General features: G+C 65.2%; 21 protein-coding genes. 11 read left to right on the top strand and 10 right to left on the bottom strand.

Annotation, left to right across the window (positions count from 1 at the left end; genetic code table 11):
• Positions 1-7 precede the first annotated feature (7 nt).
• Positions 8-1,450, top strand: a complete 1,443-nt coding sequence (locus tag ACQCSW_RS00470) for a dihydrolipoamide acetyltransferase family protein (protein WP_426988956.1) — start codon at positions 8-10, stop codon at positions 1,448-1,450.
• Between the two features lie 19 nt (positions 1,451-1,469).
• Positions 1,470-2,087: a phosphatase PAP2 family protein gene (locus tag ACQCSW_RS00465; protein ID WP_426990588.1), complete on the top strand. Its 618-nt coding sequence runs from the start codon at positions 1,470-1,472 to the stop codon at positions 2,085-2,087.
• A 331-nt stretch (positions 2,088-2,418) separates the two neighbouring features.
• Here the strand turns inward: ACQCSW_RS00465 and ACQCSW_RS00460 are convergent, their stop codons facing one another.
• From ACQCSW_RS00460 to ACQCSW_RS00445, 4 genes are all read right to left on the bottom strand, one after another.
• Positions 2,419-2,847 carry a universal stress protein gene (locus ACQCSW_RS00460; RefSeq protein ID WP_111908305.1) on the bottom strand — a complete coding sequence of 143 codons (429 nt, stop codon included), beginning with the start codon at positions 2,845-2,847 and terminating at the stop codon, positions 2,419-2,421.
• A 53-nt stretch (positions 2,848-2,900) separates the two neighbouring features.
• A complete protein-coding gene (locus tag ACQCSW_RS00455; protein WP_426988953.1) occupies positions 2,901-4,205 on the bottom strand; it encodes a PLP-dependent aminotransferase family protein in 1,305 nt (434 codons plus the stop codon).
• A gap of 56 nt (positions 4,206-4,261) precedes the next feature.
• Complete coding sequence (locus tag ACQCSW_RS00450) at positions 4,262-5,107, bottom strand: GerMN domain-containing protein (protein WP_426988952.1); 846 nt, start codon at positions 5,105-5,107, stop codon at positions 4,262-4,264.
• A 216-nt stretch (positions 5,108-5,323) separates the two neighbouring features.
• Positions 5,324-5,881, bottom strand: coding sequence for an NAD(P)H-dependent oxidoreductase (locus ACQCSW_RS00445; RefSeq protein WP_426988950.1), 558 nt, complete (start codon positions 5,879-5,881; stop codon positions 5,324-5,326).
• A gap of 121 nt (positions 5,882-6,002) precedes the next feature.
• Between ACQCSW_RS00445 and ACQCSW_RS00440 the strand changes: the two genes are divergently transcribed.
• From ACQCSW_RS00440 to ACQCSW_RS00410, 7 genes are all read left to right on the top strand, one after another.
• Positions 6,003-6,611: a TetR/AcrR family transcriptional regulator gene (locus ACQCSW_RS00440; RefSeq protein WP_426988948.1), complete on the top strand. Its 609-nt coding sequence runs from the start codon at positions 6,003-6,005 to the stop codon at positions 6,609-6,611.
• Positions 6,612-6,972: 361 nt separating this feature from the next.
• Positions 6,973-7,956 (top strand): ABC transporter permease, encoded by a 984-nt coding sequence (locus ACQCSW_RS00435; RefSeq protein WP_426988946.1) that lies wholly within the window; start codon positions 6,973-6,975, stop codon positions 7,954-7,956.
• Positions 7,957-7,958: 2 nt separating this feature from the next.
• Positions 7,959-8,933, top strand: a complete 975-nt coding sequence (locus ACQCSW_RS00430; protein WP_354251166.1) for an ABC transporter permease — start codon at positions 7,959-7,961, stop codon at positions 8,931-8,933.
• A complete protein-coding gene (locus ACQCSW_RS00425; RefSeq protein WP_426988944.1) occupies positions 8,930-11,137 on the top strand; it encodes a dipeptide ABC transporter ATP-binding protein in 2,208 nt (735 codons plus the stop codon). Before ACQCSW_RS00430 ends, ACQCSW_RS00425 begins: the two co-directional genes overlap by 4 nt.
• Positions 11,138-11,210: 73 nt before the next feature.
• Positions 11,211-12,929, top strand: a complete 1,719-nt coding sequence (locus ACQCSW_RS00420; RefSeq protein ID WP_426988942.1) for an ABC transporter family substrate-binding protein — start codon at positions 11,211-11,213, stop codon at positions 12,927-12,929.
• A gap of 173 nt (positions 12,930-13,102) precedes the next feature.
• On the top strand, positions 13,103-14,173 hold the full coding sequence (locus ACQCSW_RS00415; RefSeq protein ID WP_426988940.1) for a Gfo/Idh/MocA family protein: 1,071 nt from the start codon (positions 13,103-13,105) through the stop codon (positions 14,171-14,173).
• A gap of 189 nt (positions 14,174-14,362) precedes the next feature.
• Positions 14,363-15,892 (top strand): S8 family serine peptidase, encoded by a 1,530-nt coding sequence (locus ACQCSW_RS00410; protein WP_426988938.1) that lies wholly within the window; start codon positions 14,363-14,365, stop codon positions 15,890-15,892.
• 93 nt (positions 15,893-15,985) lie between these two features.
• Here ACQCSW_RS00410 and ald read toward each other — a convergent pair whose 3' ends face one another.
• Positions 15,986-17,104, bottom strand: coding sequence for an alanine dehydrogenase (gene ald / locus ACQCSW_RS00405; RefSeq protein ID WP_426988936.1), 1,119 nt, complete (start codon positions 17,102-17,104; stop codon positions 15,986-15,988).
• 233 nt (positions 17,105-17,337) lie between these two features.
• Between ald and ACQCSW_RS00400 the strand changes: the two genes are divergently transcribed.
• Positions 17,338-18,555, top strand: coding sequence for a PucR family transcriptional regulator (locus ACQCSW_RS00400; protein ID WP_426988934.1), 1,218 nt, complete (start codon positions 17,338-17,340; stop codon positions 18,553-18,555).
• A 12-nt stretch (positions 18,556-18,567) separates the two neighbouring features.
• Here ACQCSW_RS00400 and ACQCSW_RS00395 read toward each other — a convergent pair whose 3' ends face one another.
• The 5 genes from ACQCSW_RS00395 to ptsP all read right to left on the bottom strand — a co-directional run bounded on the left by ACQCSW_RS00395 (position 18,568) and on the right by ptsP (position 22,072).
• Positions 18,568-18,963 (bottom strand): helix-turn-helix domain-containing protein, encoded by a 396-nt coding sequence (locus tag ACQCSW_RS00395; protein WP_426988932.1) that lies wholly within the window; start codon positions 18,961-18,963, stop codon positions 18,568-18,570.
• Positions 18,964-19,063: 100 nt separating this feature from the next.
• Positions 19,064-19,438 carry a hypothetical protein gene (locus tag ACQCSW_RS00390; RefSeq protein ID WP_426988930.1) on the bottom strand — a complete coding sequence of 125 codons (375 nt, stop codon included), beginning with the start codon at positions 19,436-19,438 and terminating at the stop codon, positions 19,064-19,066.
• Between the two features lie 24 nt (positions 19,439-19,462).
• Positions 19,463-19,927 carry a hypothetical protein gene (locus ACQCSW_RS00385; RefSeq protein ID WP_426988928.1) on the bottom strand — a complete coding sequence of 155 codons (465 nt, stop codon included), beginning with the start codon at positions 19,925-19,927 and terminating at the stop codon, positions 19,463-19,465.
• 115 nt (positions 19,928-20,042) lie between these two features.
• Complete coding sequence (locus ACQCSW_RS00380; protein WP_056341927.1) at positions 20,043-20,321, bottom strand: HPr family phosphocarrier protein; 279 nt, start codon at positions 20,319-20,321, stop codon at positions 20,043-20,045.
• A 65-nt stretch (positions 20,322-20,386) separates the two neighbouring features.
• Positions 20,387-22,072 carry a phosphoenolpyruvate--protein phosphotransferase gene (gene ptsP, locus ACQCSW_RS00375; RefSeq protein ID WP_426988926.1) on the bottom strand — a complete coding sequence of 562 codons (1,686 nt, stop codon included), beginning with the start codon at positions 22,070-22,072 and terminating at the stop codon, positions 20,387-20,389.
• A 159-nt stretch (positions 22,073-22,231) separates the two neighbouring features.
• Here ptsP and ACQCSW_RS00370 point away from each other — a divergent pair, with 159 nt between their 5' ends.
• Positions 22,232-22,960 carry a TetR/AcrR family transcriptional regulator gene (locus ACQCSW_RS00370; RefSeq protein WP_354251156.1) on the top strand — a complete coding sequence of 243 codons (729 nt, stop codon included), beginning with the start codon at positions 22,232-22,234 and terminating at the stop codon, positions 22,958-22,960.
• Positions 22,961-23,003: the final 43 nt, after the last annotated feature.

The raw sequence follows: 23,003 nt of genomic DNA, 5'->3' as shown, positions 1-23,003 counted from the left end.
GGACACCATGACTCTGAACAAGTTCAACCTGCCCGACGTGGGCGAAGGCCTTACCGAGGCGGAAATCGTCTCCTGGAAGGTGAAGCCGGGGGACACCGTTGCCATTAATGACGTCCTGTGCGAGATCGAGACCGCCAAGTCGCTCGTTGAGCTGCCGTCCCCCTTCGCCGGCACCGTCACCGAACTGCTGGTTCCCGAGGGCGTGACCATCGACGTCGGAACCGCCATCATCAGCGTCTCTGACGCCGTCTCCGGCGACCCGACGCCGGCCGATGTCCCGGCCCCCGCGACTCCGGTCCAGCCGTTGTACGGCAAGCTTCCCGCGGACGACGCCGGCACCTCGGGCAGTGCCCTGGCCGGCGGTCCGCTGGTGGGGTCGGGCCCTAAGGCCGACGCCGTCAAGCGCCGTCCCCGGAAGGCGGCACCCGCCGCCCCGGTCCCGGTGGGCGAGCCTGTCGTCGCTCTGGTGGTGGAGCCTGTCGAGGCCCAGGCAATCACCGAAGCCGTCGATAACCGACCCACTCTCGGCGGAACGATCACTGGCCTCGTGAACCGCGTCCTGGCCAAACCTCCGGTCCGCAAGATCGCCCGGGATCTGGGGATTGACCTCGCCGATGTGGTGGCCACCGGCTCGCGCGGCGAAGTCACGCGCGAGGACCTGGTCAGCTACCAGTCCCAACGCGATGCAGAGCTGGATCAGGCCGAGGGGTTCTGGGGCAAGGCAGGCAAGCCCCAGGACCAGCGGATTGAACGGATTCCGGTCAAGGGCGTCCGCAAGGCAACGGCCAAGGCCATGGTGGAGTCGGCTTTCTCGGCGCCGCACGTGAGCATCTTTGTTGATGTTGATGCCAGTCGGACCATGGAATTCGTCAAGCGGCTGAAGGCTTCACGCGACTTTGAGGGAATCAAGGTTTCCCCGCTGCTGATCCTTGCCAAGGCCGTCATTTGGGCTGCAGCCAGGAACCCCAGCGTCAACGCCACCTGGGTGGACAACGTGGACGGGACCGACGCCGCGGAGATCCAGGTCAAGCACTATCTGAACCTGGGCATCGCCGCGGCCACCCCGCGGGGGCTGATGGTTCCGAACATCAAGGACGCGCAGGACCTGTCGCTCAAGGAGCTGGCGCTGGCGCTGAACAACCTGGCAACCACCGCCCGGGCGGGCAAGACCCAGCCCGCCGAAATGCAGGGCGGAACGCTCACCATCACCAACATCGGGGCGCTGGGGATCGATACCGGAACGCCGATCATCAACCCGGGCGAAGTGGCCATCGTGGCCTTCGGAACGATCAAGCAGAAACCGTGGGTTCTGGACGGCGAAGTCATTCCGCGCTGGATCACCACACTCGGCGGCTCGTTTGACCACCGGGTAGTGGACGGGGACCTGTCCGCCCGCTTTATGGCCGACGTCGCCGCCATCCTTGAGGAGCCGGCGCTGCTGCTGGACTAGGGACGCCGGGACTAAGAACATCAAAACCGAGAACCAGGCCGCCATTCGCGCAAGGAACCGAACAGCCAGATGGCTGACAGAGGTGTTCCAGCCGCCGGTGGTGGTGACGATTCAGCTGCTGATCAGCCCAGTGATCGAGGCCGGGTTCCCCGGCACCATCGGATATGGAGCCTTAGCTGCCTTGTTTGTGTGCGTGCTGCCGTTGGTCGCGCTCCTCGTGCTCGTGAGGCTGGGCAGGGTCACGGACCACCACGTCAGCAACCGCAAACAGCGCGCGCCCGTTCTGCTGATGGCGCTAGGGTCTGTGGTCGCAGGCCTGGTGGTGCTGCAAGCCGCCGGTGCGCCGCGAAGCGTGATGGTCATGGTGCTGGCCATCGTCGCCGGCATCATCGTGTTGGCCGCCGTGAGCCCCTTCTGGAAGATGAGCGGCCACGCGGCCGCGGTGTCGTCGGTGGCAGTTATTTCCGTCCTGATGATGGGGCCGGTGTGGCTGCCACTGGTGCTGCTGATTCCAGCCGTCGGTTGGTCGCGGGTGGTGCTCCGCGCGCACACCGTGGCTCAGGTGGTGGCCGGATCGCTGTTTGGCGGGCTGGTGATGGCCGGCCTGTGGTGGCTCCTGCGCGGCTGGCTCCTTTAGCGGTAAGCCTAAGTGTCAGTAACCCTAGGCGGAGTAGGCCGTCAGCATCTCGACCATCTCGGGATTCCTGCCCATGGCGCCGGCCAAGGCAGCCGATGTTGCGAACGTCAGGCCGCCGATGATCAGGGCCACGCCTGAGAGGGCCGCGAAGAATTTCCAGTCGCCGCGCAGGACGCTCTGCCCCTTTGGCTGGAGTGGAGAGTGGTTGTCCGCTCCGTTGAGGGCACTTCCATTTTATCGCCTGCCGGGTGCTGAAACCGGCTTTAAAGGGGGTGAGAACGGACACCACGCACCGCCGCGGCGCGGCTGGTGCATGGTGTCCCGTTGTCAGTTAGTCGGCGTCGTAGGTGTTGGCGATGTAGACGTCGCACGGGGCATTGTGGGCTACGCTGTTGGCCACGCTTCCCAGTACACGGCCAATGCCGCGCATCCGCCGGTTGCCCACCACGATCATCTTGGCGCCCAGGCGCTCGGCTTCCTTGATGAGCGCATCGGCAGGCTTGCCGCGGGCGGCCGAGTAGGTCACCTTGATGGAACCGGCCAGGGCCTCGGCCACTGTCTTGGCAACATGCTCGGCACCGTCGGCGTCGGAAACGATCCACTGGTCGCTGCCCGAGCCGAAGACCTCGGTACGGTCGCTGTCGAAGGCTGAGACGACGTGCAGCGAGGCGCCCACGGCGGCGGCGAGATCCCGGGCCGATTCGGCGGCCTTCTTGGCGGTCCCGCTGCCGTCAACCCCGACAACAATAATTCCGCTCATGCTTTGTACTCCTTGTTCAGTATCAATCTTGGCCACACTCAGTGTGGCCAACGTTACAGCCCTGCAAGGGCTTGGCGCAGTACCGGGGCTAAGCGGCGGACACCTTCCTTGATGGCGTCGGGCGGCACTGCGCTGAACGCCAGCCGCAGCTTATTGGACGGCGAATCAGACGGGGTGAAGGCAGCCCCGGGGATAAAGACGACGCCGGCGTCGATCGCCTTCTGCAGCAGGGGATAGGTATCCACGCCTTCCGGCAGCGTGACCCAGACGAAGAAGCCGCCCTCCGGGCTGGTCCAGCTGGTGCCGGTGGGCATGTGTTCATCCAGGGCGCCGAGCATTGCCGTGCATCGTTCGGCGTAAAGCCCGCGGTAGGTCTCGATCTGGCCTTTCCAGTCATAGTCCCTGAGGTAGGCGGACACCAGCATCTGGTTCAGCGTCGGAGGGCACAGTGTGACAGATTCGGATGCCAGGTAGTAGCGCCGCTGGAGGTGCTCCGGGACCAATGCCCAGCCGATGCGAAGACCAGGGGCAAAAATCTTGGAGAAGGATCCCATGTAGATGACATCGGCTGGGTTGGCCGCGCGGAGCGGTTCCAGCGGTTTCCCGTCGTACCGGAGGAGACCATAGGGGTTGTCTTCCAGCACCAGAATATTCGCGTTCCGGCATATATCAACAACCCGCTGACGGCGTTCCTGCGCCAGGGTAATCCCTGAGGGGTTGTTGAAGTTGGGGATGGTGTAGAGGAACTTGATGTTCTTCCCGGCTGTCTGAAGCGCGGCGATCCGGGCCTCTAACAGCTCAGGCACCAGGCCGTCGTCGTCCATCTCCACGGTGGCCACCTCCACCTGGTAGGCCTCAAACGTATTGAGGGCGCCCACATACGTGGGGTTCTCCACCAGCACCACGTCCCCCGGGTTGCAGAAGACCTTGGTGGCCACATCCTGGGCCGACTGGGAGCCTGCCGTGATCACCACGTTCTGCGGGAGCGCGTCCAGAATTCCTTCTGCCGCCATCACCTCGCAGATCTGGGTGCGCAGTTCTTCCGTGCCCTGCCCGCCGCCGTACTGCAGGGCGGTGAGCCCTTCGTCGGCGATGATGCTTGCAGCCGTGGCGGCCAGCCGCTGAAGCGGAAGGGATTGCAGGTATGGGCTGCCCCCGGCAAGGGACACGAGCCCGGGGCGCATCGAAATGTCAAAAACGTCCCGCACGGCTGATTGCTTAATGTTGGCTGCGCGCTCCGAAAACAGCGCCTCATGGGGATGGGCGGCGCGGTGTGCGGACGTGGCCGCGCGCTCGATGGCATCAATGGCTTCGGCCGGTAGCTGCACTGCGCCGGCATCAAGTGTTTCATAGCTCACATCCACAGGATACAGCCGACAGTTGCCGATCAGGCAACATCTGTTGATCAACCGCCCTAGTTGAGGCGCAGTGCTTCGGCGAGCCCCACGCCGTTGACGTAGACCTCGGCGCGGATGGCGCCCACCGAGGCGACGGCAGTCTGCGTGAGTTGGGCCTCGATGCGGGGGATGTCGCACACCCCCGCTGGACGGATCGAGCCGGACAGGTAGACCGTCACGGCCGTGCCGTCGAAGGTGCCGGACAGGAACGTCAGGGTTGAGCCGGACAGGGAGTTGTACAGCCCGGGCGCAGGTTCTGCGGCTCCGTCCAGCAGGGCGCGCATGGCGTTGGCCAACGGTTCCGTGGATCCGGCCACGGTGCGGCGGACGCCGGAAAGGCTGTCATTGCAGCCAAAGCGCACACCTCCGGCACCGCCGTCGTCGAGCAGTACGTAGTAGGCAGTCACCGTCTGGAATCCGGCGGACCGGCCAGCAGCCGGCCCGGTCGGCGGCGGCGCCGAGGGCTCCGGGGCAGGCGATGGGCTTGCCCCGAGGGCCGCACCCGTTCCCGGTACCGCACCGCCGCCGGAGGCAGCCGTCCCGGACGCTGGAGCGGTGCCCGGGATCCGACCCGGTGTTCCCGCCGCCCCGCCGGACGCGTGGTTTGAAGGCTCGGGGGACGAAGCGGCGGATGGGCTGGTGGCTTCGGGGGGCGCCCCGGCGGCCGGCGGGGGTGCTTGCGGCCGGGGAATTGGGACCAGGGGAGCCTGGGCGGGGCCGGATCGTTCAATGGTGGTTGCGCCTGCCGGCGCACCGCTGCCGGCGGGCGGGTTGGCGGCGGGGGCGCAGGATCCCAGCCACAGCGGAAGCGTAAGTGCTGCCGCCGTCGCCATCAGCTTTCCGTCGCTCCGCCTGCCTGCCATGTCTGCACCGCGTTCCCGTCCCCGCGCTATTCCGTGCATTAAACGTTACGGCGGTCCTTCAACCCTGAACATGCCCGCGCGGTTCCGGTTGGAATAAGACTTGGTCACGCGCGCGGGGCCCGAGTCCCTTCCTGCTCACGGCGAGATAACAAATGCCCCGGACACCTTTCGGTGCCCGGGGCATTTGGTTGCTTGGCGCTGCTGCGTGCGGCTGCCTTACGTTGCCGGCTGCGCGGCGGCGAGTGCGTCGAAGACGCCCTTGATCTGCTCCACTACCTCGGCGTCGTCCTTCGGGTGCAGCTCGGCAAAGCGGACCATGGAGCCCGGCACGGCAAGCTTGACGTCCTCAAGCACCTGCGCGCCGGCAATGCCCACTGCCTTGCGGGCTTCGTCCTGTGCCCACACGCCACCGAACTGGCCAAATGCGGTACCAACGACGGCGGTGGGCTTGCCTGAGAGGGCGCCGGCACCGAAGGGGCGGGACAGCCAGTCAATGGCGTTCTTCAGCGATGCGGGCACCGTGCCGTTGTGTTCCGGGGTCACCAGAAGAAGCGTGTCGGCTTTATTGGCGGCGGCGCGGAGGGCAGCAGCGGCGGCGGGAACCTGGCCCTCGACGTCGATGTCCTCGTTGTAGAACGGGATGTTGCCCAGGCTTTCGTGGATGACCACGTCAACCTGCTCGGGAGCGTTCAGCTGGATGGCTTCGGCGAGCTTCTGGTTGGTGGATTCGGCGCGGAGGCTGCCAACAAGGGTAAGGACGGTGCTCTTCGACATACGGACTCCTGTAGTGGGGCCGCGGCTGGGCCGCTGGCCAGTGGAAGGGTGGAGGCTTGGTGCCTTCATGGACTAAACGGACCGTAGTCCGATTATTATTCCCGGGGCTAGGATATGGACTGTGAGCTTTATCCCGCTGCTGCCCGGTTCGCTCTCCGGCCCGCCCGCTGAGCGCAGTGACGCTGCGCGGAACCGGGAGCGGCTGTTGGGCGCGGCGCGGGAGCTGATTGCCGAGTGTGGCGCGGATGCCCTGACCATGGACAGGCTGGCTGAGCGGGCCGGCGTGGGCAAGGGCACCGTTTTCCGCCGGTTCGGCAGCCGCGCGGGGCTGATGATGACGTTGCTGAGCGATTCCGAGGCCGCCTTCCAGTCCCGCTTTATGTTCGGCCCGCCGCCCTTGGGGCCTGGCGCTCCGGGCCTGGAGCGCCTCATCGCCTTCGGTGCGGAGCGGATCGCGTATGTGATGGAGCATGGGGACCTGGCGAGGGCCGCCGAGGCTTCGGCCCACAGCCGCTATGAGGTCCCGGCAGTCATGCTGTGGCAACGCCATATTGAGCACCTCCTCCGGAAGGAGGGCATGGACGCGGACCCATTGCTGATGGCCATGTCCCTGGCCGCAACGCTGGATCCGGACCGGCTCCTGCATGCCGTCCGTGTCCAGGGTCTGACGGCCGAGCGGCTGGCTGACTCCTGGCGGGAACTTGTCACGCGGGTGGTGCGCGGGCCGTAGAGTACGCCTAAATCCTGCGACTCGTCCAGTCAAATCAATTCCACTGAATTATTCATAACAATCTGATACGGAGCGCGCGGATTCCGCGCAGGTGCCCGCATTTCCGAGGCTACTCTGTGGTAGTTTCCTCTGGAATGTGACCCGCAACATAGTCCACCCGGACTTGTTCTGCGCTGGTCGCGAGAGGCCGGCTACACGCTGGCGGAGACCCGGTGGCGGCGAGACCCGTTGCTTGCCGGGGAAATCGGAAGGATCTGGAACGTGGATGTAGTGAAGGCAGGAAATCCGTTGCCAGCCCAGGGGGATCCCTTGGAGTGTTCGTCCACAGTCCTGGTGGCAAAGATCCTGAAGTAGCTGCCACATGATCAGGTACCTCGCCAAGCGCGGCATCACCTACGTCTTTATGATTTTCCTGACCACGTCTGCCGGCTATTTCCTGGCGGTGAGTTCCCTCAAGCCGGCGCTCCTGGAACAGGAGCGCATTCCCCGTCCCACACCCGAGCAGGTCGCCAATTCCATGCGCCTGAAAGGACTGGATCCGGACCTCAGCCCGTGGGAGCGCTACGTTGAGTGGCTCATCGGGATCGTGACCCGCTGGGACTGGGGACGCAGCCCCAACGGCGCCTTCATCAACGCTGAATTCGGGGACCGCGTCTGGATCTCCACCCGGCTCTTCCTTGCATCCATCGTTCTGACGCTGGTCATCGGCGTCGCCCTGGGGGTGTATTCGGCGGCCCGGCAGTACAAGTTCCAGGACCGGGCGATCACGTCCTACAGCTACCTCGCGTACATCGTGCCCGCCCCCATTGCCTACTTCCTGGTGCAGCTCGGTGCCATCAACATCAACGAGACCGTCGGGGAGCGCATCTTCTTCGTGACGGGCATCTCCACGCCGGGCATGCAACCCGGGTGGGCGCAGTTTGTGGACATGGTGGCCCACTATGCAGTTCCGACGATCGCCATCACGCTCGTCGGCTGGGGTTCGTACCAGATAGCGCAGCGCCAGTACCTGCTGGATAACGTAAATGCGGACTTCGTCCGGACGGCACGCGCAAAGGGGCTGACGCGAAATCAGGCCATCACCCGGCACGCCCTCAGGGTTTCCTTCATTCCGGTGGCCCAAAGCATCGCGTTCACTATCCCGGCCATCTTCGCCGGCGGCTTCTTCGCCGAGAAGATCTTCGCGTGGCCCGGAGTGGGCTCGTGGAGCATTGACGCCATCTCACTGCAGGACGTCAATGCGGCCACGGCCACCCTCGCCTACGGCTCGGTAATCTTCGCCCTGGGCGCCATACTCGCCGACTTCGCCACCACGCTTGTTGACCCGAGAGTGAGGGTGCAGTAGCCATGACCAACCTCAACGCCGTTGATCCGGCAGCGGTGGCGCAGGACGCGCACCTCGAAAGCGCCGATGTGGTGATCGCCAAGTCCACCATCATTTTCCGCCGTTTTATGCGGAACAAGACTGCCGTCGCCGGGCTGGCGGTTTTCCTGGGCCTGACCATCTTCTCCTTCGTCGGCGGGTTCTTCACTCCTTGGGACAAGGAGACCATCGACCCCTTCAATATCGGCATGCCGCCTTCCGGTGACCACTTGCTGGGCACGTCACAGGCCGGCATCGACCTCTACGCCATGACTGTCGAAGGCACCAGGATCTCCATCCTGATCGGCCTGATTGTGGGCCTCGTGTCCGTCCTCGTCGCCGCGGTCTACGGCTGCACCATGGCCTATTTCGGCGGAAAGGTGGACAAGGTGATGCTATTCGTCCTCGAGGCCCTCATCATGATGCCTGCCCTGCTGGTGGTGGCAGTGGCCACCAGCGGCGGAGGGGACGGCCTGAAGAAGAACCTCCCCAGCTGGCTCCTGCTGATTATCGTGCTCCTGGTGTTCAGCTGGATGGGGACCGCGCGGCTTATCCGCTCCATGTCCATGTCGCTGATGCAGCGGGACTTCGTCAAGGCGGCCCAGTACATGGGCGTCCCGCCGCGGCGCATCGTGTGGCGGCACCTGGTCCCCAATATCGGGTCGCTGCTGGTCCTGGACATCACCCGCGGCGTCACCGGGGCGATCCTGGCCGAAGTAGCCTTCTCCTTCATCGGCATCGGTATCAAGGTGCCGGATGTGAGCCTCGGAGTGCTGATTGGCGGAGCCACGTCCCAGGTCCAGACCTTCCCGTGGATGTTCTGGGTCCCGCTCACCGTGATGTTCCTGCTCACGGGGTCCCTGGCCATGATGAACGATGGCCTGCGTGACGCCTTTGACCCGAGCTCCAGTTCGGTTGGCCGGGCCAAGAAGAACAGCGTAGAGAAGAAGAGCAAATGAGCACCTTCGTTGAGCCGGCTGACCCGGCCACCACAGTGTCCGAGCGGCTCCACATCGCCGGTCTCCACTCACCGTCGGACGCTGTCCTGTCCGTCAGGGACCTGAACGTCAGCTTCAACTCCGAAAACGGGGCTGTGCATGCTGTTCGGGGCGTCGACTTCGACCTGATGCCCGGCAAAACACTGGGAATCGTGGGGGAGTCCGGGTCCGGCAAGTCGGTAACATCGCTGGCAATCATGGGCCTGCTGCCCGCCACTGCCGAGATCTCCGGCTCGGTCCGGCTTAACGGCAAGGAACTGCTGGGCCTCAGCGACAAAGCCATGTGTGCCTACCGCGGCAACGACATCGCCATGGTGTTCCAGGACCCGCTGTCCTCCCTCACCCCGGTGTACACGGTGGGAACCCAGATCACCGAGGCCCTCACCATCCACAACCCGGGCATGAGCAAGGCGGCGAAGGAAACCCGCGCCGTCGAACTCCTGGCGATGGTGGGCATTCCCAGCCCCAGGAACAGGCTCAGGGCCTTTCCGCACGAGTTCTCCGGCGGCATGCGCCAGCGCGTGATGATCGCCATCGCCATCGCCAACAACCCGCGCGTACTGATCGCGGACGAGCCGACGACGGCCCTGGACGTCACCATTCAGGCCCAGGTGCTTGAGGTGCTGCATAAGGCGCAGGAGGAAACGGGCGCCGCCGTCGTGATGATCACGCACGATCTGGGCGTGGTGGCGGGCATCGCCGACGACATCATGGTGATGTACGCCGGCAAGCCTGTAGAAACCGGCGGCGTGGATGACATCTACTACGATCCCCGGATGCCCTACACGATGGGCCTGCTCGGGGCAGTGCCCCGCGTGGACGTCTCGGAGAAATCCTCGCTGGTCCCCATCGATGGCATTCCGCCGAACCTCGTCCACACCCCTACCGGCTGCTCCTTCGCGCCGCGGTGCCCGCTGGTGACCGATGCCTGCCTGGACGGCGAGCCTTCCTTGGACCCGGTGCCGGGAAGTGGCTACCACCAGGCGGCCTGCATCAAGTCCGGTTCCCTCGGCGCGGACGTGGATGTCCGCGAGATCTTTTCGGCCCCGCCGGTCCCGGTCTCCCGCTTTGACCTCATCCCCCGCGGGGAACGCTCAACCGTGCTGGAACTCAAGGATGTCCGTAAGCACTTTCCGCTGACCAAGGGCGCGCTGCTCAAGCGGCGTATCGGCACCGTGAAGGCTGTGGACGGCCTGAGCTTCGACATCCGCGAAGGCGAGTGCTTCTCCATCGTGGGGGAGTCCGGTTCGGGCAAGACCACCACCCTGCTGGAAATCATGGAGTTCCATAAGGACCAGGACGGCGAGGTGATCATCGGCGGCATCAGCAACAAGCAGGCGGCCGACGCCAAGACCAAAAGCGCCATGCGCAGGGAAATGCAGATGGTGTTCCAGGATCCCACCGGCGCCCTTGACCCACGCTTCACCGTCTACGAGGTCCTGGCCGAGCCGCTCCAGAACGCCGGACTCAGCAAGTCGGACATCAAAAAACGCATCATGGAACTGATGAAGCTGGTGGGCCTGCAGCCGGACCACGTCAACCGGTTCCCCAACCAGTTCTCCGGCGGCCAGCGGCAGCGCGTCGGTATCGCCCGGGCCCTGGCCGTGAACCCCAAACTGGTGGTCCTGGACGAGCCGGTGTCCGCGCTGGATGTCTCGGTCCAGGCCGGCGTGATCAACCTCTTGGACAAGCTCCGCGCGGAGTTGGGCCTCAGCTACCTGATGGTGGCCCACGATCTCTCCGTGGTCCGCCACATCTCCAACCGGGTGGCGGTAATGTACCTGGGGAAGATCGTGGAGATCGGTGAGGTTGACCGGGTTTTCGACAACCCCCGCCACCCGTATACGCGGGCCCTGCTGTCCGCGATCCCTGTCCCGGACCCGCAGTTCGAGCGCACGCGGGAGCGGATCATCCTCCAAGGCGACCTGCCGTCCCCGTTGGATGCTCCGAAGGGCTGCAACTTCGCTACGCGCTGCCCCGTCTTCGCGGCGCTTCCCGCGGCTAAACAGGAGAAGTGCCTCACCCTCGAACCGCCGCTGGAGGCCGTTCGGGCGTCTGCCGCGGCACAGGCCCTGGCGGCTGGCCCGGTGCCCCCGTCGGACCAGCAGTTCGCCTGCTTCTTCCCGGACGGCGAGCTGGATGAGGACATGCTGGTGGTCCACTAAACGGTGGAACCCCATGCGCCCTAGATTTTTTCGACCCATCACAAGCATCACCCGCACCTATGAAGGGAAAACCATGAGGAATCTGACCAAGATCGGCGGCGCTGCGGCCATTGCCGCCGCCCTGGCGCTGACGGCCTGCGGCGGTGGAGGAACACCAACCGGACCGGAAACCGCTCAGGGGCAGGGGACAGGCAGCGACCTGGCCAAGCTCATCAGCATCAACGAGAAGCCGGCCGCGGATCTTGAGCAGGGCGGCAAGGTCACCCTGCCGCTTGGCGACATCGGGCCGGATTTCAACGGGTTCTCCAACAACGGCAACAGCGCGGACAACTCCGCCCTGCAGATCCCCATGAACCCGGTGGCCATCAACAGCGGCGGCATCGGCGGCTGCTGGAAGGTCGACTTCGTCGGCAAGGTGACACCGAACAAGGACTTCTGCGAGTCCGTGGAGAGCAAGGTGGTGGACGGCAAGCAGACCGTCACCATCAAGGTCAATGACAAGGCCACGTACAACGACGGCACGCCGATCGACATCAAGGCCTTCCAGAACACCTGGAACATCCTGAAGAGCCCGGATGCCGGCTACGACATCGTGAGCTCGGGGGCCTACGAGTTCGTTGAGTCGGTTGAGGCCGGCAGCAGCGACAAGGAAATCATCGTCAAGACCACCCAACCGGTCTACCCTGTGGATGCGCTCTTCTTCGGCCTGATCCACCCTGCCGTGAACACGCCTGAACTCTTCAACGAAGGCTTCAACGGCGAGATGCACCCCGAGTGGATGGCCGGACCGTTCAAGCTGGATCAGTACGACACCGCAGCCAAGACGGTGACGCTGGTTCCCAACGACAAGTGGTGGGGCACAAAGCCGGTCCTGGCAAACGTCGTCTTCCGCCAGCTGGAGACCAGCGCACAGATCGCCGCTTTCAAGAACGGCGAGATCGACGCCATGTCAGCCAACACCATCTCCCTCTACAAGCAGCTGGAGGGTACCAAGGACTCCGAGGTCCGCCGCGGCCAGCGTCTCTTCGCAGGTGGCATGAACATCAATGCCCAGAAGGTCACTGATGTGGCAATCCGTAAGGCCATCTTCGCGGCAGTTGACCGCGAGGCGCTCCGCAAGGTCCGCTTCAATGGCCTGAACTGGGAAGAGCCCAGCTCCGGTTCCATGATGGTCCTGCCGTTCTCGGACTACTACCAGGACAACTACCCGGTGAAGGAAACCGGCGCGGACGTTGCCAAGAAGGTCCTGACGGACGCCGGCTACGCGCCCAACGCCGCCGGAATCATGGAGAAGGACGGCAAGCCCGCGGCCTTCAAGATCAGCAACTTCGGTGACGACCCCACCACCCTTGCCTTCACCCAGACGCTGCAGAAGCAGCTTCAGGCCGGCGGCATGGATGTTGGCATTGACCAGCGCGCCTCTGCCGACTTCGGCAAGGTCATCGGCGGCCGCGACTTCGACATGAGCGTCTCCGGCTACACCGTTGGCCCGGATGCCACCGACGCCGTCAAGCAGTACTACGACTCCAAGACCAACGAAAACGGCCTGGGCGACGCCGAGCTGGACAAGAAGATCGCCGATCTCGCCTCCATTGAGGACAACGCCGAGCGCAACAAGGCAGCCATGGACGTTGAAAAGGAGCACATGGCCAAGTACTTCTCCATGGGTGTTGTGATGAACGGCCCGCAGATCTCCTTCGTCCGCACCGGCCTGGCCAACTATGGCCCGTCCCTGTTCCAGAGCCTCTCCCAGGTTCCGGACTGGTCCACCCTGGGCTGGATCAAGAAGTAATACTTCCCACCTGGACGGCACCATCTGAATAAACGCTCCACGGCAAAGGCCGGCACAACCCGCACACCGGGAAGTGCCGGCCTTCGTCGCTTGGCCTGGTTTCCAGCAGGATGTGAGAGCGCGTGCGGGCGAAAGGTAAAGGATGTGAGAGAGCCTGCGCGTACCGTTTCCCTATGACCTGGACTGAACCCGAACGCCGTATCCGGACCGCCGTCGTCGGCTATGGCCTGTCCGGGAGCGTTTTCCACGCGCCGCTCATCGCGGCGGACCCCCGCTACGCGCTGGACGTCATCGCAACGTCCGACGCCGGCCGGAAGGCTGCTGCGACCCATCGGTACCCGGGCACCAAGATAGTGCCCGACGGCGACGCTGTGCTTGCGCTGGCCGGGGACCTTGACCTGGTGGTGCTGGGGACCCCGCCGGCCACTCACTTTCCGCTGGCGAAGGCCGCGCTGGAGGCCGGGCTGGATGTTGTGGTGGACAAGCCTTTTGCCGTCAGCAGTGCACAGGGGCGGGAGCTGATCGCCCTCGCGGAGCGGCTGGGCCGCGTGCTCACGGTCTTCCAGAACCGGCGCTGGGACGGGGATTTCCTGACCGTCCAGAAGCTCCTGGCCGGCGAATCGCTCGGCAGCGTGACCCGGTTTGAATCCAGCTTTGAACGCTGGTCCCCGGACATTTCCAAGGCCTGGAAAGCCGACGCCACGGCATCTGACGGCGGTGGCGTGCTGTTCGACCTCGGCACGCACCTCATCGACCAGGCCCTACAGCTGTTCGGGCCGGCCACCTTTATCCATGCAGAACTTCGGGTCCGGCGTCCTGAGGAGAAGGCCGACGACGACGCGTTCGTGGTCCTCCGGCATGAGTCCGGCGTCCTCAGCCACCTGACCATGAACATGCTCTGCGCGCAGCAGGGCCCACGCTTCCGCATCCTCGGCTCTAACGGCGCCTTCACCAAGCACGGGATCGACCCGCAGGAACCGTACATTGTTGCCGGCGGCGGCCCGCTGGACACTGAATACGGCGTTGAGGCGCCGGAATGGGCAGGGTCCCTGGGCCGCGACGGCCACCTCGATCCACTGCCCACGGAACGAGGCGCCTACCCCGAGTTCTACCGGCTGCTGGCGGACAAGATCCTCGACGGTGGAGCCTTCTCAGGCCGGTCCCTCCCCGTGGACCCGGCCGACGCAGTGCAGGTGCTGGAGATCATTGAATCGGCCCGGGCAGTTGATTCCGCCGGCTCGTGAAACCTGCGGCTATTGAAATGTTGTGAAGTGAGTCACTAAGGTCTGTTGTTGCGGGCCACACCTCATTGTTGGGCTGGTGTACCCGGAAGGATCCTAGGCAAACAGCCGTCAGGATCGTGACTACCGACCCTTGCCAGGGGCCGCTTGCTATCGCGGGTTTGCCCAGGCTGGCAGAAATGGAGCAACACCATGCAAAGATTTACGAAGCTTGTGGCGCCTATCGGCGCGATAGCGCTCGCCATTGGCCTGTCGGCCGCCGCAGCTCCTGCGGCGGTATCGGCCGGCGTGCAGTCGACGCAGACCGGCACACAGGCCTCCACGCAGGCCGGAACCCAAACCTACATCGTCCTGTACAAGGCCAATGGGGTTTCCGGTGCGTCCCTTGCGGCAGTGCAGGCCGCCGGGGGCACGGTGGTGCAGGCCTATCCGCAGATCGGCGTGGCGGTGGTGAAATCCGACCGTGTGGGCTTTGGCCAGACCTTGAAGGCTGCGGACCAGTCCGTCCAGGGGGCGTCAGCCACGGGAGCTTTCGGCGTGGCACTGGGGGATAACGGCACCGCTGACGCAGCTGTGGCCGTCGACCCAGGCACCCCAGCCCCGGGAATTGACAACCTCTCAGGGCTGCAATGGGACATGGATCAGATCCAGGCCCCGGCGGCCCGGGCCATCAACGGCGGCAGCGCCTCGGTGGTGGTAGGCGATATTGACACCGGGCTGGATTGGACGCACCCGGACCTTGCCCCCAATGTCGACTTCTCCAAGAGCGCATCCTGCGTTGGCGGTGCTCCGAACACCGCACCGGCTGCATGGATGGATGACAACGGGCATGGAACCCACACTGCAGGCACGATCGCTGCGGCGAAAAACGGCATCGGCATGGTGGGTGTGGCGCCGAACGTGAAGATCGCCGGAATCAAGGCCGGCAACGCCGCCGGGTTCTTCTTCCCGGAGGCCGTAGTGTGCTCGTTCATGTGGGCGGGAATGAACGGAATCCAGGTAACCAACAACAGTTACTTCGCCGATCCGTGGCTTTTCAACTGCAAGAACGATCCCGGCCAGCGTTCCATCTGGGAGGCTGAGCGCCGCGCCATCCGCTTCGCCCAGCAGAGCGGCACCACCGTGGTGGCAGCCGAGGGCAACGAATCGGACGATCTCGCGCACCCCACCCAGGATGTCACCAGCCCGGATGACAGCACGCCCGTCACGAGGGAAATCACCAATGCCTGCGCGGTTGTTCCGGTGGAAGTCCCGGGCGTCATTGGCGTGACAGCCAATGGCAACAAGCTGTTCAAGTCGTTCTACTCCAGCTACGGCGTGGGTGCCGTGAGCGTGATTGCGCCCGGAGGCGATTCGAGGCTGCAGCTCACTGCCGCAGCGCCCAACGGACGCGTCCTTTCCACCTGGCCCTCTGGCCTGCCTTGCACCCGGACGGTGACCGATTCCGGAGCAAAGTATTGCTACCTGCAGGGAACGTCCATGGCCTCACCGCACGTTGCAGGTGTGGCGGCGCTCATTGTCAGCACCGGCGTGAGCAAGCCGGGAGCTGTTGCCGCGCGGATCAGCAACACCGCTGACGGCATGGCATGCCCGGATACGGCCATGTATGCGCCGTTCCCTTCGGCGTCCAACGGCGCGCCCCAGGTGTGCCAGGGCAATGTTGGCTACAACGGTTTCAACGGTCACGGCCAGGTGAACGCCCTGCGGGCCATTACCGGCTGAACCAATAGATGAAGTACGACGACGGGTCCCCGGCTTTCATGCGAAAGCCGGGGACCCGTCGTCGTCAATCACTGCAAACGGTGAGGCAAAGAGTTAGGCGGAGACGAGCTGGTGCCAGTCAGCCACGAGCGGCAGGCCGTGTGCCTCGGACACGGACTTGTGGGCAACCTTGCCGTCGGCGATGTTGAGGCCGGCAGCCAGGGCGGGGTCGCGGTCGAAGGCAGCCTTGACGCCCAGGTTGGCCAGCGCCACACCGTAGCGCAGGGTGACGTTGGTCAGCGCGTACGTGGAGGTGTTGGGAACGGCACCCGGCATGTTGGCCACGCAGTAGAAGATGGTGTTGTGGACCTTGTACGTGGGTTCCTGGTGCGTGGTGGGACGGGTGTCCTCGAAGCAGCCGCCCTGGTCCACCGCGATGTCCACCAGGACCGAGCCCGGCTTCATGCGGGACACCAGGTCATTGGTGACCAGCTTGGGAGCCTTGGCGCCCGGGATCAGCACGGAGCCGATTACCAGATCCGCGTCGATGACTGACTTCTCGATCTCGTAGCTGTTGGACGCCACGGTCTTCAGGCGGCCCTGGTACTGGGCGTCGAGTTCGCGCAGGCGGTTGATGTTGATGTCCAGGATGGTGACGTCGGCGCCTAGGCCCAGGGCCATGGCGGCGGCGTTGGTGCCTGCGACGCCGGCGCCGAGGACTACCACCTTGGCCGGGCGGACACCCGGGACGCCGCCCAAGAGCACACCCTTGCCGCCGGCGGGTGCCATCAGGGAGGTGGCGCCTACCTGCACGGACAGGCGGCCGGCAACTTCGGACATCGGGGCCAGCAACGGCAGCGTGCGGCCTTCCTGTACGGTCTCGTACGCGATGGCGGTGACGCCGGAGTTGATGAGCTCCTGCGTGAGCTCCGGCTCGGCAGCGAGGTGGAGGTACGTGAAGAGGATTAGGCCTTTGCGGAAGCGGTGGTATTCCGCGGCGATGGGTTCCTTGACCTTCATGACCATGTCGGCGCGGTCCCAGACGTCATCGGCCTCGGCAACTATTTCGGCGCCGGCGATGGCGTATTCCTCGTCCGTGATGCCGGAGCCCAGGCCTGCGCCGCGCTCCACCAGGACCGAGTGGCCGTGGGTACGGAATTCGTTGACGCCGGCCGCCGTGATGGCCACGCGGAATTCGTTGTTCTTGATCTCTTTGGGGACACCGATGATCATTTGTGGCTCCATATTCTCGGGCCGCGTAGGCCCTTGCATTGCGGGGAAGTTGTGATTCCAGAATAGATCCGTTTGTGACCCAGCTGACAGGAGGGCGAGGACCGGGGCAAGCAAACTCCGCTTCATTCCGGGAACTTCTGGTGTCACGGATCGACAAATGTTCAGCGTGAGGGCGTCAGGTGTCGCCTGCTGTTCGTTCGCCCGGATGCCTGCCGGAGCAGTAGTGTTACCCCATGCAGCAGGACGTGGAACAACTGGTGGAGCAGGTGGCGCAGAAGCTTGGGCGGGGACTGTCGCTGGAGGACCTGGACGGCCTGCTGCTCGCTTACAGCTCCAACCAGTCCCATGCGGACCGGGTCCGGGTGAATTTCCTGTTGAGCAAGCGGGTCCCGGCCGATGTCAGCGCCTGGCAGCTTTCCCACGGTATCGCCACGGCGGTCCGCCCGGTAGCGATTCCCGCCAATCAGGAGCTTGGGATGCTCGGCCGGGTGTGTGTTCCGTTGATGGTGCGCGGTTTCCGCGTCGGCTACCTCTGGGTGCAGCAGGACTCGGTTGAGGAAAATCCGGCGGCGATCCTCTCCCAGCTGCCGGACGTGGCGCCGGAGATCGAGCTGCTATCCGGCCTGCTGCTGGAGTCCAACACCGCCGAGTCCGAGTTCCGGCGTGGCCGCGAACGCGAGTTCCTGGCCGCCTGTTCGGGCGAGGCCAACGCGGTGGCGGCAGTGGCGGGCTGGAAGGAAATCCAGGGCAGGGGGCCGTGGCAGATGGTCACAGTGCTCGACGCCGATGGCTGGGCCGGCGGCCCGGACCCGATCGCCTCCACGTTGATCCACCGGTCAGCCGCCCTGCAGGCCACGGTGGGAGTGGATGTGGCGCTGTTCAGCGCAGGCACGGAAACCCATTCGGTGGTGCTGTTCCGTGAGTCGGTGGGCCGGGCCAACCATGCGCAGGTCCTGGTCCACTACCAGCTGGAACTGGCCAAACGTTCGGGCCGGCCGGTGCACCGCATCATCTTGGGCATCAGCGAGGGTTTTGCCAAGCCACGCGAGCTTGCCGAGGCATACCGGCAGTCCCGGCTGGCGGCGCAGGCGGCGGCTGTGGACCCGCAGCTCGGCGAACTGGTGGACTGCCGCGCCACCGGGGTGTACCAACTGCTCGCATCGGCGGGCGGGGGAGCCGGCGCCTGGGCTGACTCCGGGTCCGTTTATGTGCGGATGCTGGAGGACCACGACCGCAACGATGAGCTTCTCCCCGTACTTGAGCTCATCTATGACAACGACGGCTCAGTCCAGGACGTGGCCACCGAACTCCACCTGCACCGCAGCAGCATCTACAACCGGCTGGGCCGCATCCGGCAGCTCCTGGGTGTGGACCCACTGAAGGGGATGTCCCGGCTGGAACTCCATGCGGCACTGAAAATGCGGCGCTGGGCGGCGCGCCCTCGGATCTAGCCCACGCCGGAGCTAGGCCTGCGCTGGCTTCTCTTGCTGATCCAGCTTCTTCTGCCGGTCCAGCCACGCCATGACGGCCGCCAGCCTGATCCGGCGGTGCGTGCCTCGGTACTCCACCGGAATCTCGCCGCGATCGGTCATGTTGCGCAGGTAAGTGTGGGAAATCCCGGCGAGTTCGGCGGCCTGGGAGGTGGTGAGCATTTCCTCCACACTGCTGACGGTCACCGCTTCGCCGCGGCCGAACCGGCTGAGGAGATCCACGACGGCGTCCCTCGCCTGGGGCGTCAGGCGGTGGACCGTGCCGTCCACAAAAACCGTAATGTCGTTGCCGCCCGCCAGTGCACGCTGAAGTTTCCCTGCATCCTCGGGCGGAAGCGCGGCCGCCATTCTGGGAGCTATCAGTGCCATGCCAACAGCCTAACCCCCGCGCTTCCGTGCCCGATCCGAGGCGTACCGGGCCCCATTGGATTCGCGCCCATAGCAAGTCACTGCCAGCGGAGGATTCTGCTCAGTCATTCCCATCTACGCGCAGGCGAGCCCCGGAATCGCGCCGGCCGCTTATCCGGAACGCGCGAATGATCGAGCAGAATCCGCCGCCCGCACCGGGCGAATGATCGAGCAGAATCCGCCGCCCGCACCGGGATCTCACGTTTGGACTCCGCGGCGGAGCTCGTAAGCGTTCGCCAGTTCGGGAGGCCAGAGCGCGCCGCGCCTCGGGGTCGAGTTTGAGGGCGCCGACGCTGTCCAGCGCAGACCGGGCCAGGCCGTGGTCTCCGGTACGCTCATGCAGCCCGGCGAGGTACACCAGCAGCGGCAGCTTCTCGGCGTCCGTCGCCTCCGGATGCCGCTGGAGCCCGGCCTCGATCACGGAGATTGCCGTCACCTCGTTGCCATGGGAGTCTCCCTGTCACGCCGCGTTCAACAGGACACGGTCGAGCCGCCCCGCCGGAGCGGCCACCGTTCCGGAAGCATCAGGGGCGTCCTCGGAATCGCCGAGAGCGCTCACCCGCAGCCAGTTGCCGCCCGGATCCACCACGGAATAGCCTGCCGTGGTGCCCTGCTTGCGGCGTGGGCGGGTAATCCGCGGAATCCCGGAAATCGGCAACTTTCCGTAGGCGGCCCGCAGCCCGGCGGCGAACTCTTCGAAGAGCAGGCCGGTGTCCGGCACCAGCAGGATCACGCTGCCTAGGGAATTTTCGGGCTCGAAGCTTTCCAGCCCGAAGAAGTGCAGGTCGATGCCGCCACGCTTGAAGCACATGTACGGATTCGGCCGCTCCTGCCGGTAGGTGACCTGGAGGCCGTGCGCTTCGTAGAACGGCGCCACGTCGTCCAGGCGGCGGCACGGCAGGATGGGGACGGCACGCTCGTTCATACCCTGAACCTACTCCCGGGGAGCCCTGGCCGTCGCCCGTTTCGATGGTTCCCTGTCCACCAGATGTATGCGAGCGTCGACCCGGAAGGGAACCATCGAAACGGCGAAGCAGAACCTATTCGGCGTCGAGGTCCGTTTCCAGGAGCTTGACCAGTGAATCCAGTGCAGCGTCGGCTCCGTCACCTTCGGCCCGGAGCACCACAACATCGCCCTTGGCGGCGCCCAGGGTCATCAGCGACAGGATGCTGGATGCGTCAAGTGCGTCGTCCTCCGGGTCGCCCTGCATGGCAATGGTGACCTCTACTCCCACGTCTCCGGCGGCTTCCGCAAACAGGGCGGCGGGGCGCGCGTGCAGGCCGGAGCGGCTGGCGATGGTGGCGATGCGTTCGGGCATGGTTCCTCCTGGTGGGTGCTTCTTGGTGTCTGGCTAGGGGCGGGCGGTTGGTTGCAGGCGTGTGGTCAGAGGCCGAGTTCTTCGAGGACGGGCAGTTTTTCCCGCACCCAGGCCTTGGCTTCGGTGGCGCTGGGCGCGGAGAGGGCCAGTTTGGCCAGCTGCTGCGCCTCGGCCAGCGAGACGGTCTTCAGTACCGCGGCCACGCCGGCCAGGGACCGCGCGGTCATGGACAGCGTGTTGACGCCCAGCCCGGTAAGTACGACGGCGAGGGCCGGGTCAGCGGCCGCCTCACCGCAGACGCCCACGGGTTTGTTGTGGCCTTCCGCGCGGGAGCCTTCCACTGTCAATCCCACAAGGCGCAGCACGGCAGGCTGCCACGGGGTGTTGAGGTTGGCCAGGGGGCCCAGCTGGCGGTCGGCAGCCATGGCGTACTGGGTGAGGTCGTTCGTGCCCAGGCTCGCGAATCCCACCTCGCGCAGGATGGATTCGGCCGTCAGTGCCGCGGACGGCACCTCCACCATCACGCCCGGGTTGGTGATCCCGGCAGCGGTGCACATCGAGGCAAAATGGGCTGCTTCCTCCATGGTGGAAATCATCGGGGCCATAACCCAGACGTCAGCCTCCGAGTCCTTCTCGGCCAGGGCGATCGCCTGCAGCTGGCGCTCCAGAACGCCCGGGGTGGTGAAGTCGGTGCGGTAGCCGCGGACGCCGAGGGCCGGGTTGGGTTCGGTGGCATCGGTCAGGAACGGCAGCGGTTTGTCGGCACCGGCATCGAGCGTTCGCAGCACCACCTTCTTGCCGGGGAACGCGTCAAACACGCCCTTGTACGCGGCTGCCTGCTCCTCCACGGAGGGTTCGGTATCACGTTCCAGGAAGCAGAATTCCGTGCGGAACAGCCCCACGCCCTGTGCGTTGAGGCCGGCAGCAGCCACGGCATCCTTGCCGCCGCCCACATTGGCGAGGAGTGGGACGAGGTGCCCATCCGCCGTCGTGCCGTTGCCGTCAAATACGGCCAGCAAGGACGCGTTGGTTGCCCATGCTTCGGCGGCAGCGCGCTGCGCGTCATCCGGATCCACCGAGATGGAGCCGGCGGCGCCGTCGACGAACACTTCGGTGCCGTCGGCCAGTTCGTCCACGCCTGCTGCCGCCACGACGGCCGGCAGGCCCAGGGAGCGGGCGATGATGGCGGTGTGGGACTGCGGTCCGCCGCCGGCGGTGACCAGGGCCAGTATCTTTTCGGGGTCCAGGGTGGCGGTGTCGGCCGGCGCCAGGTCTTCGGCAACCAGGATGAAGGGCGTGCTGAAGGACGGGATGCCGGGGGCGGGCACGCCGCGGAGCTCGGCAACGATGCGGGCACGCACGTCCAGGACGTCGGTGGCGCGCTCGGCCATGTAGCCGCCCAGGTTGTGCAGCATTTCCGCGACGGAGGCGCCGGCTTCCCAGATGGCGCGCTGCGCGGAGGTGCCGCGGGCGATCAGTTTGCCGGCGCCCTTCAGGAGCATGGTGTCCTTGGCCATCAGCGCGGTGGCCTCCAGGACAGCCTTGCCGTCGCCGCTGGCTGATTCCGCCCGGGCCTTGAGTTCGTCATGAACGGCGCCGGCCGCTGCCTTAAGGGCGGCGGTTGCTTCCTCGGCGGACGTCTCCCCGCTCAGCTGTTCGCCTGCCGGGGGTTCGCTGATCGGTTTGGGCATTTGCTTGATGGTGCCGATGATGCGGCCTGGGCTGACGCCAACTCCTGGGAAATTCTGCACTGAAGGTCCTCATTCTCTGCCGGTAGCCAGGCCCGCCAAGGTTCCCGGCTCCATGCCGGGGGCGCCGCGACGGCTACGTCTGGCGGCGCGAAACGTGCCTGAAAAAATTGTATGTGATTCAGTTCATATAGCAATGCTATAGGTGATAGGGTAGCGGTTATGAGTTTGGATGGCCAGCTTCCCCCCAAAATGCGACTTCTGCGTGCGGCGGCCGAATTGCTGGCAAAATCTGCGGGCTCACCGGTGTCCACCCGCCAGATCACGCAGCTGGCGGGCGTCACGGCGCCCACGCTGTACCACCACTTCGGTGACAAGGAAGGCCTTTTTGACGCCGTCGTCACCGCGGGATTTGAAGAGTATGTTGCGGGCGAGAGGGATTTCGCCCCGTCCGGACATCCGCTGGAGGATATCCGGCGGATGTGGGACAACCACGTCCAGTTCGGCCTGAACCAGCCGGAGCTGTACTTGGTGATGTTCGGCAATATCCGCCCGGAAAGCCGCCCCGCCATCGTCGCCGATGCCGAGGCGCTGATGGAGGAGATGCTGAACAAGGCCGCAATGGCGGGCCAGCTGGACGTCCAGCCGCGGGAAGCGGCCAGGTCCATCCTGGCCGCCAACGTGGGTGTGACCCTGATGCTGATCGCGGAACCCGCTACCGAACGGAACCTTGAACTGTCCACCATGACCCGGGACGCCATGATCTTTGCGGTGTCTGCGGCACAAGCCGAAGGGGCCGCCCCGGAAGACTCCGGCAAGTCCTCGGTGGTGGTGGCAGCGATTGCCCTGAACGCCGCGCTTCAGGCATCGCACTCAGACCAGCTCTCAAGCTCGGAACTCAAACTGTTCCTCGAATGGCTTCACCGAATCTCCACCAGCACGTCGTCGTAAGTATCGGACCCATCCTGCGCTGCTGCAGGAATGACGGTTAGGA

It is taken from the genome of Pseudarthrobacter sp. Y6 (assembly GCF_050156205.1).
Classification (GTDB): Bacteria; Actinomycetota; Actinomycetes; order Actinomycetales; family Micrococcaceae; genus Arthrobacter.
This window is presented reverse-complemented; position numbering and strand designations above follow the sequence as displayed.

Excerpts from the sequence above, each read along its gene's own strand:
- ACQCSW_RS00385 (WP_426988928.1), bottom strand. The coding sequence starts at position 19,927 with ATGAACGAGCGTGCCGTCCCCATCCTGCCGTGCCGCCGCCTGGACGAC.
- ACQCSW_RS00425 (WP_426988944.1), top strand. The coding sequence starts at position 8,930 with ATGAGCACCTTCGTTGAGCCGGCTGACCCGGCCACCACAGTGTCCGAG.
- ACQCSW_RS00430 (WP_354251166.1), top strand. The coding sequence starts at position 7,959 with ATGACCAACCTCAACGCCGTTGATCCGGCAGCGGTGGCGCAGGACGCG.
- ACQCSW_RS00420 (WP_426988942.1), top strand. The coding sequence starts at position 11,211 with ATGAGGAATCTGACCAAGATCGGCGGCGCTGCGGCCATTGCCGCCGCC.
- ACQCSW_RS00380 (WP_056341927.1), bottom strand. The coding sequence starts at position 20,321 with ATGCCCGAACGCATCGCCACCATCGCCAGCCGCTCCGGCCTGCACGCG.
- ACQCSW_RS00450 (WP_426988952.1), bottom strand. The coding sequence starts at position 5,107 with ATGGCAGGCAGGCGGAGCGACGGAAAGCTGATGGCGACGGCGGCAGCA.
- ACQCSW_RS00415 (WP_426988940.1), top strand. The coding sequence starts at position 13,103 with ATGACCTGGACTGAACCCGAACGCCGTATCCGGACCGCCGTCGTCGGC.
- ACQCSW_RS00370 (WP_354251156.1), top strand. The coding sequence starts at position 22,232 with ATGAGTTTGGATGGCCAGCTTCCCCCCAAAATGCGACTTCTGCGTGCG.
- ACQCSW_RS00410 (WP_426988938.1), top strand. The coding sequence starts at position 14,363 with ATGCAAAGATTTACGAAGCTTGTGGCGCCTATCGGCGCGATAGCGCTC.
- ACQCSW_RS00435 (WP_426988946.1), top strand. The coding sequence starts at position 6,973 with ATGATCAGGTACCTCGCCAAGCGCGGCATCACCTACGTCTTTATGATT.
- ald (WP_426988936.1), bottom strand. The coding sequence starts at position 17,104 with ATGATCATCGGTGTCCCCAAAGAGATCAAGAACAACGAATTCCGCGTG.
- ACQCSW_RS00445 (WP_426988950.1), bottom strand. The coding sequence starts at position 5,881 with ATGTCGAAGAGCACCGTCCTTACCCTTGTTGGCAGCCTCCGCGCCGAA.
- ACQCSW_RS00400 (WP_426988934.1), top strand. The coding sequence starts at position 17,338 with ATGCAGCAGGACGTGGAACAACTGGTGGAGCAGGTGGCGCAGAAGCTT.
- ACQCSW_RS00460 (WP_111908305.1), bottom strand. The coding sequence starts at position 2,847 with ATGAGCGGAATTATTGTTGTCGGGGTTGACGGCAGCGGGACCGCCAAG.
- ACQCSW_RS00395 (WP_426988932.1), bottom strand. The coding sequence starts at position 18,963 with ATGGCACTGATAGCTCCCAGAATGGCGGCCGCGCTTCCGCCCGAGGAT.
- ACQCSW_RS00470 (WP_426988956.1), top strand. The coding sequence starts at position 8 with ATGACTCTGAACAAGTTCAACCTGCCCGACGTGGGCGAAGGCCTTACC.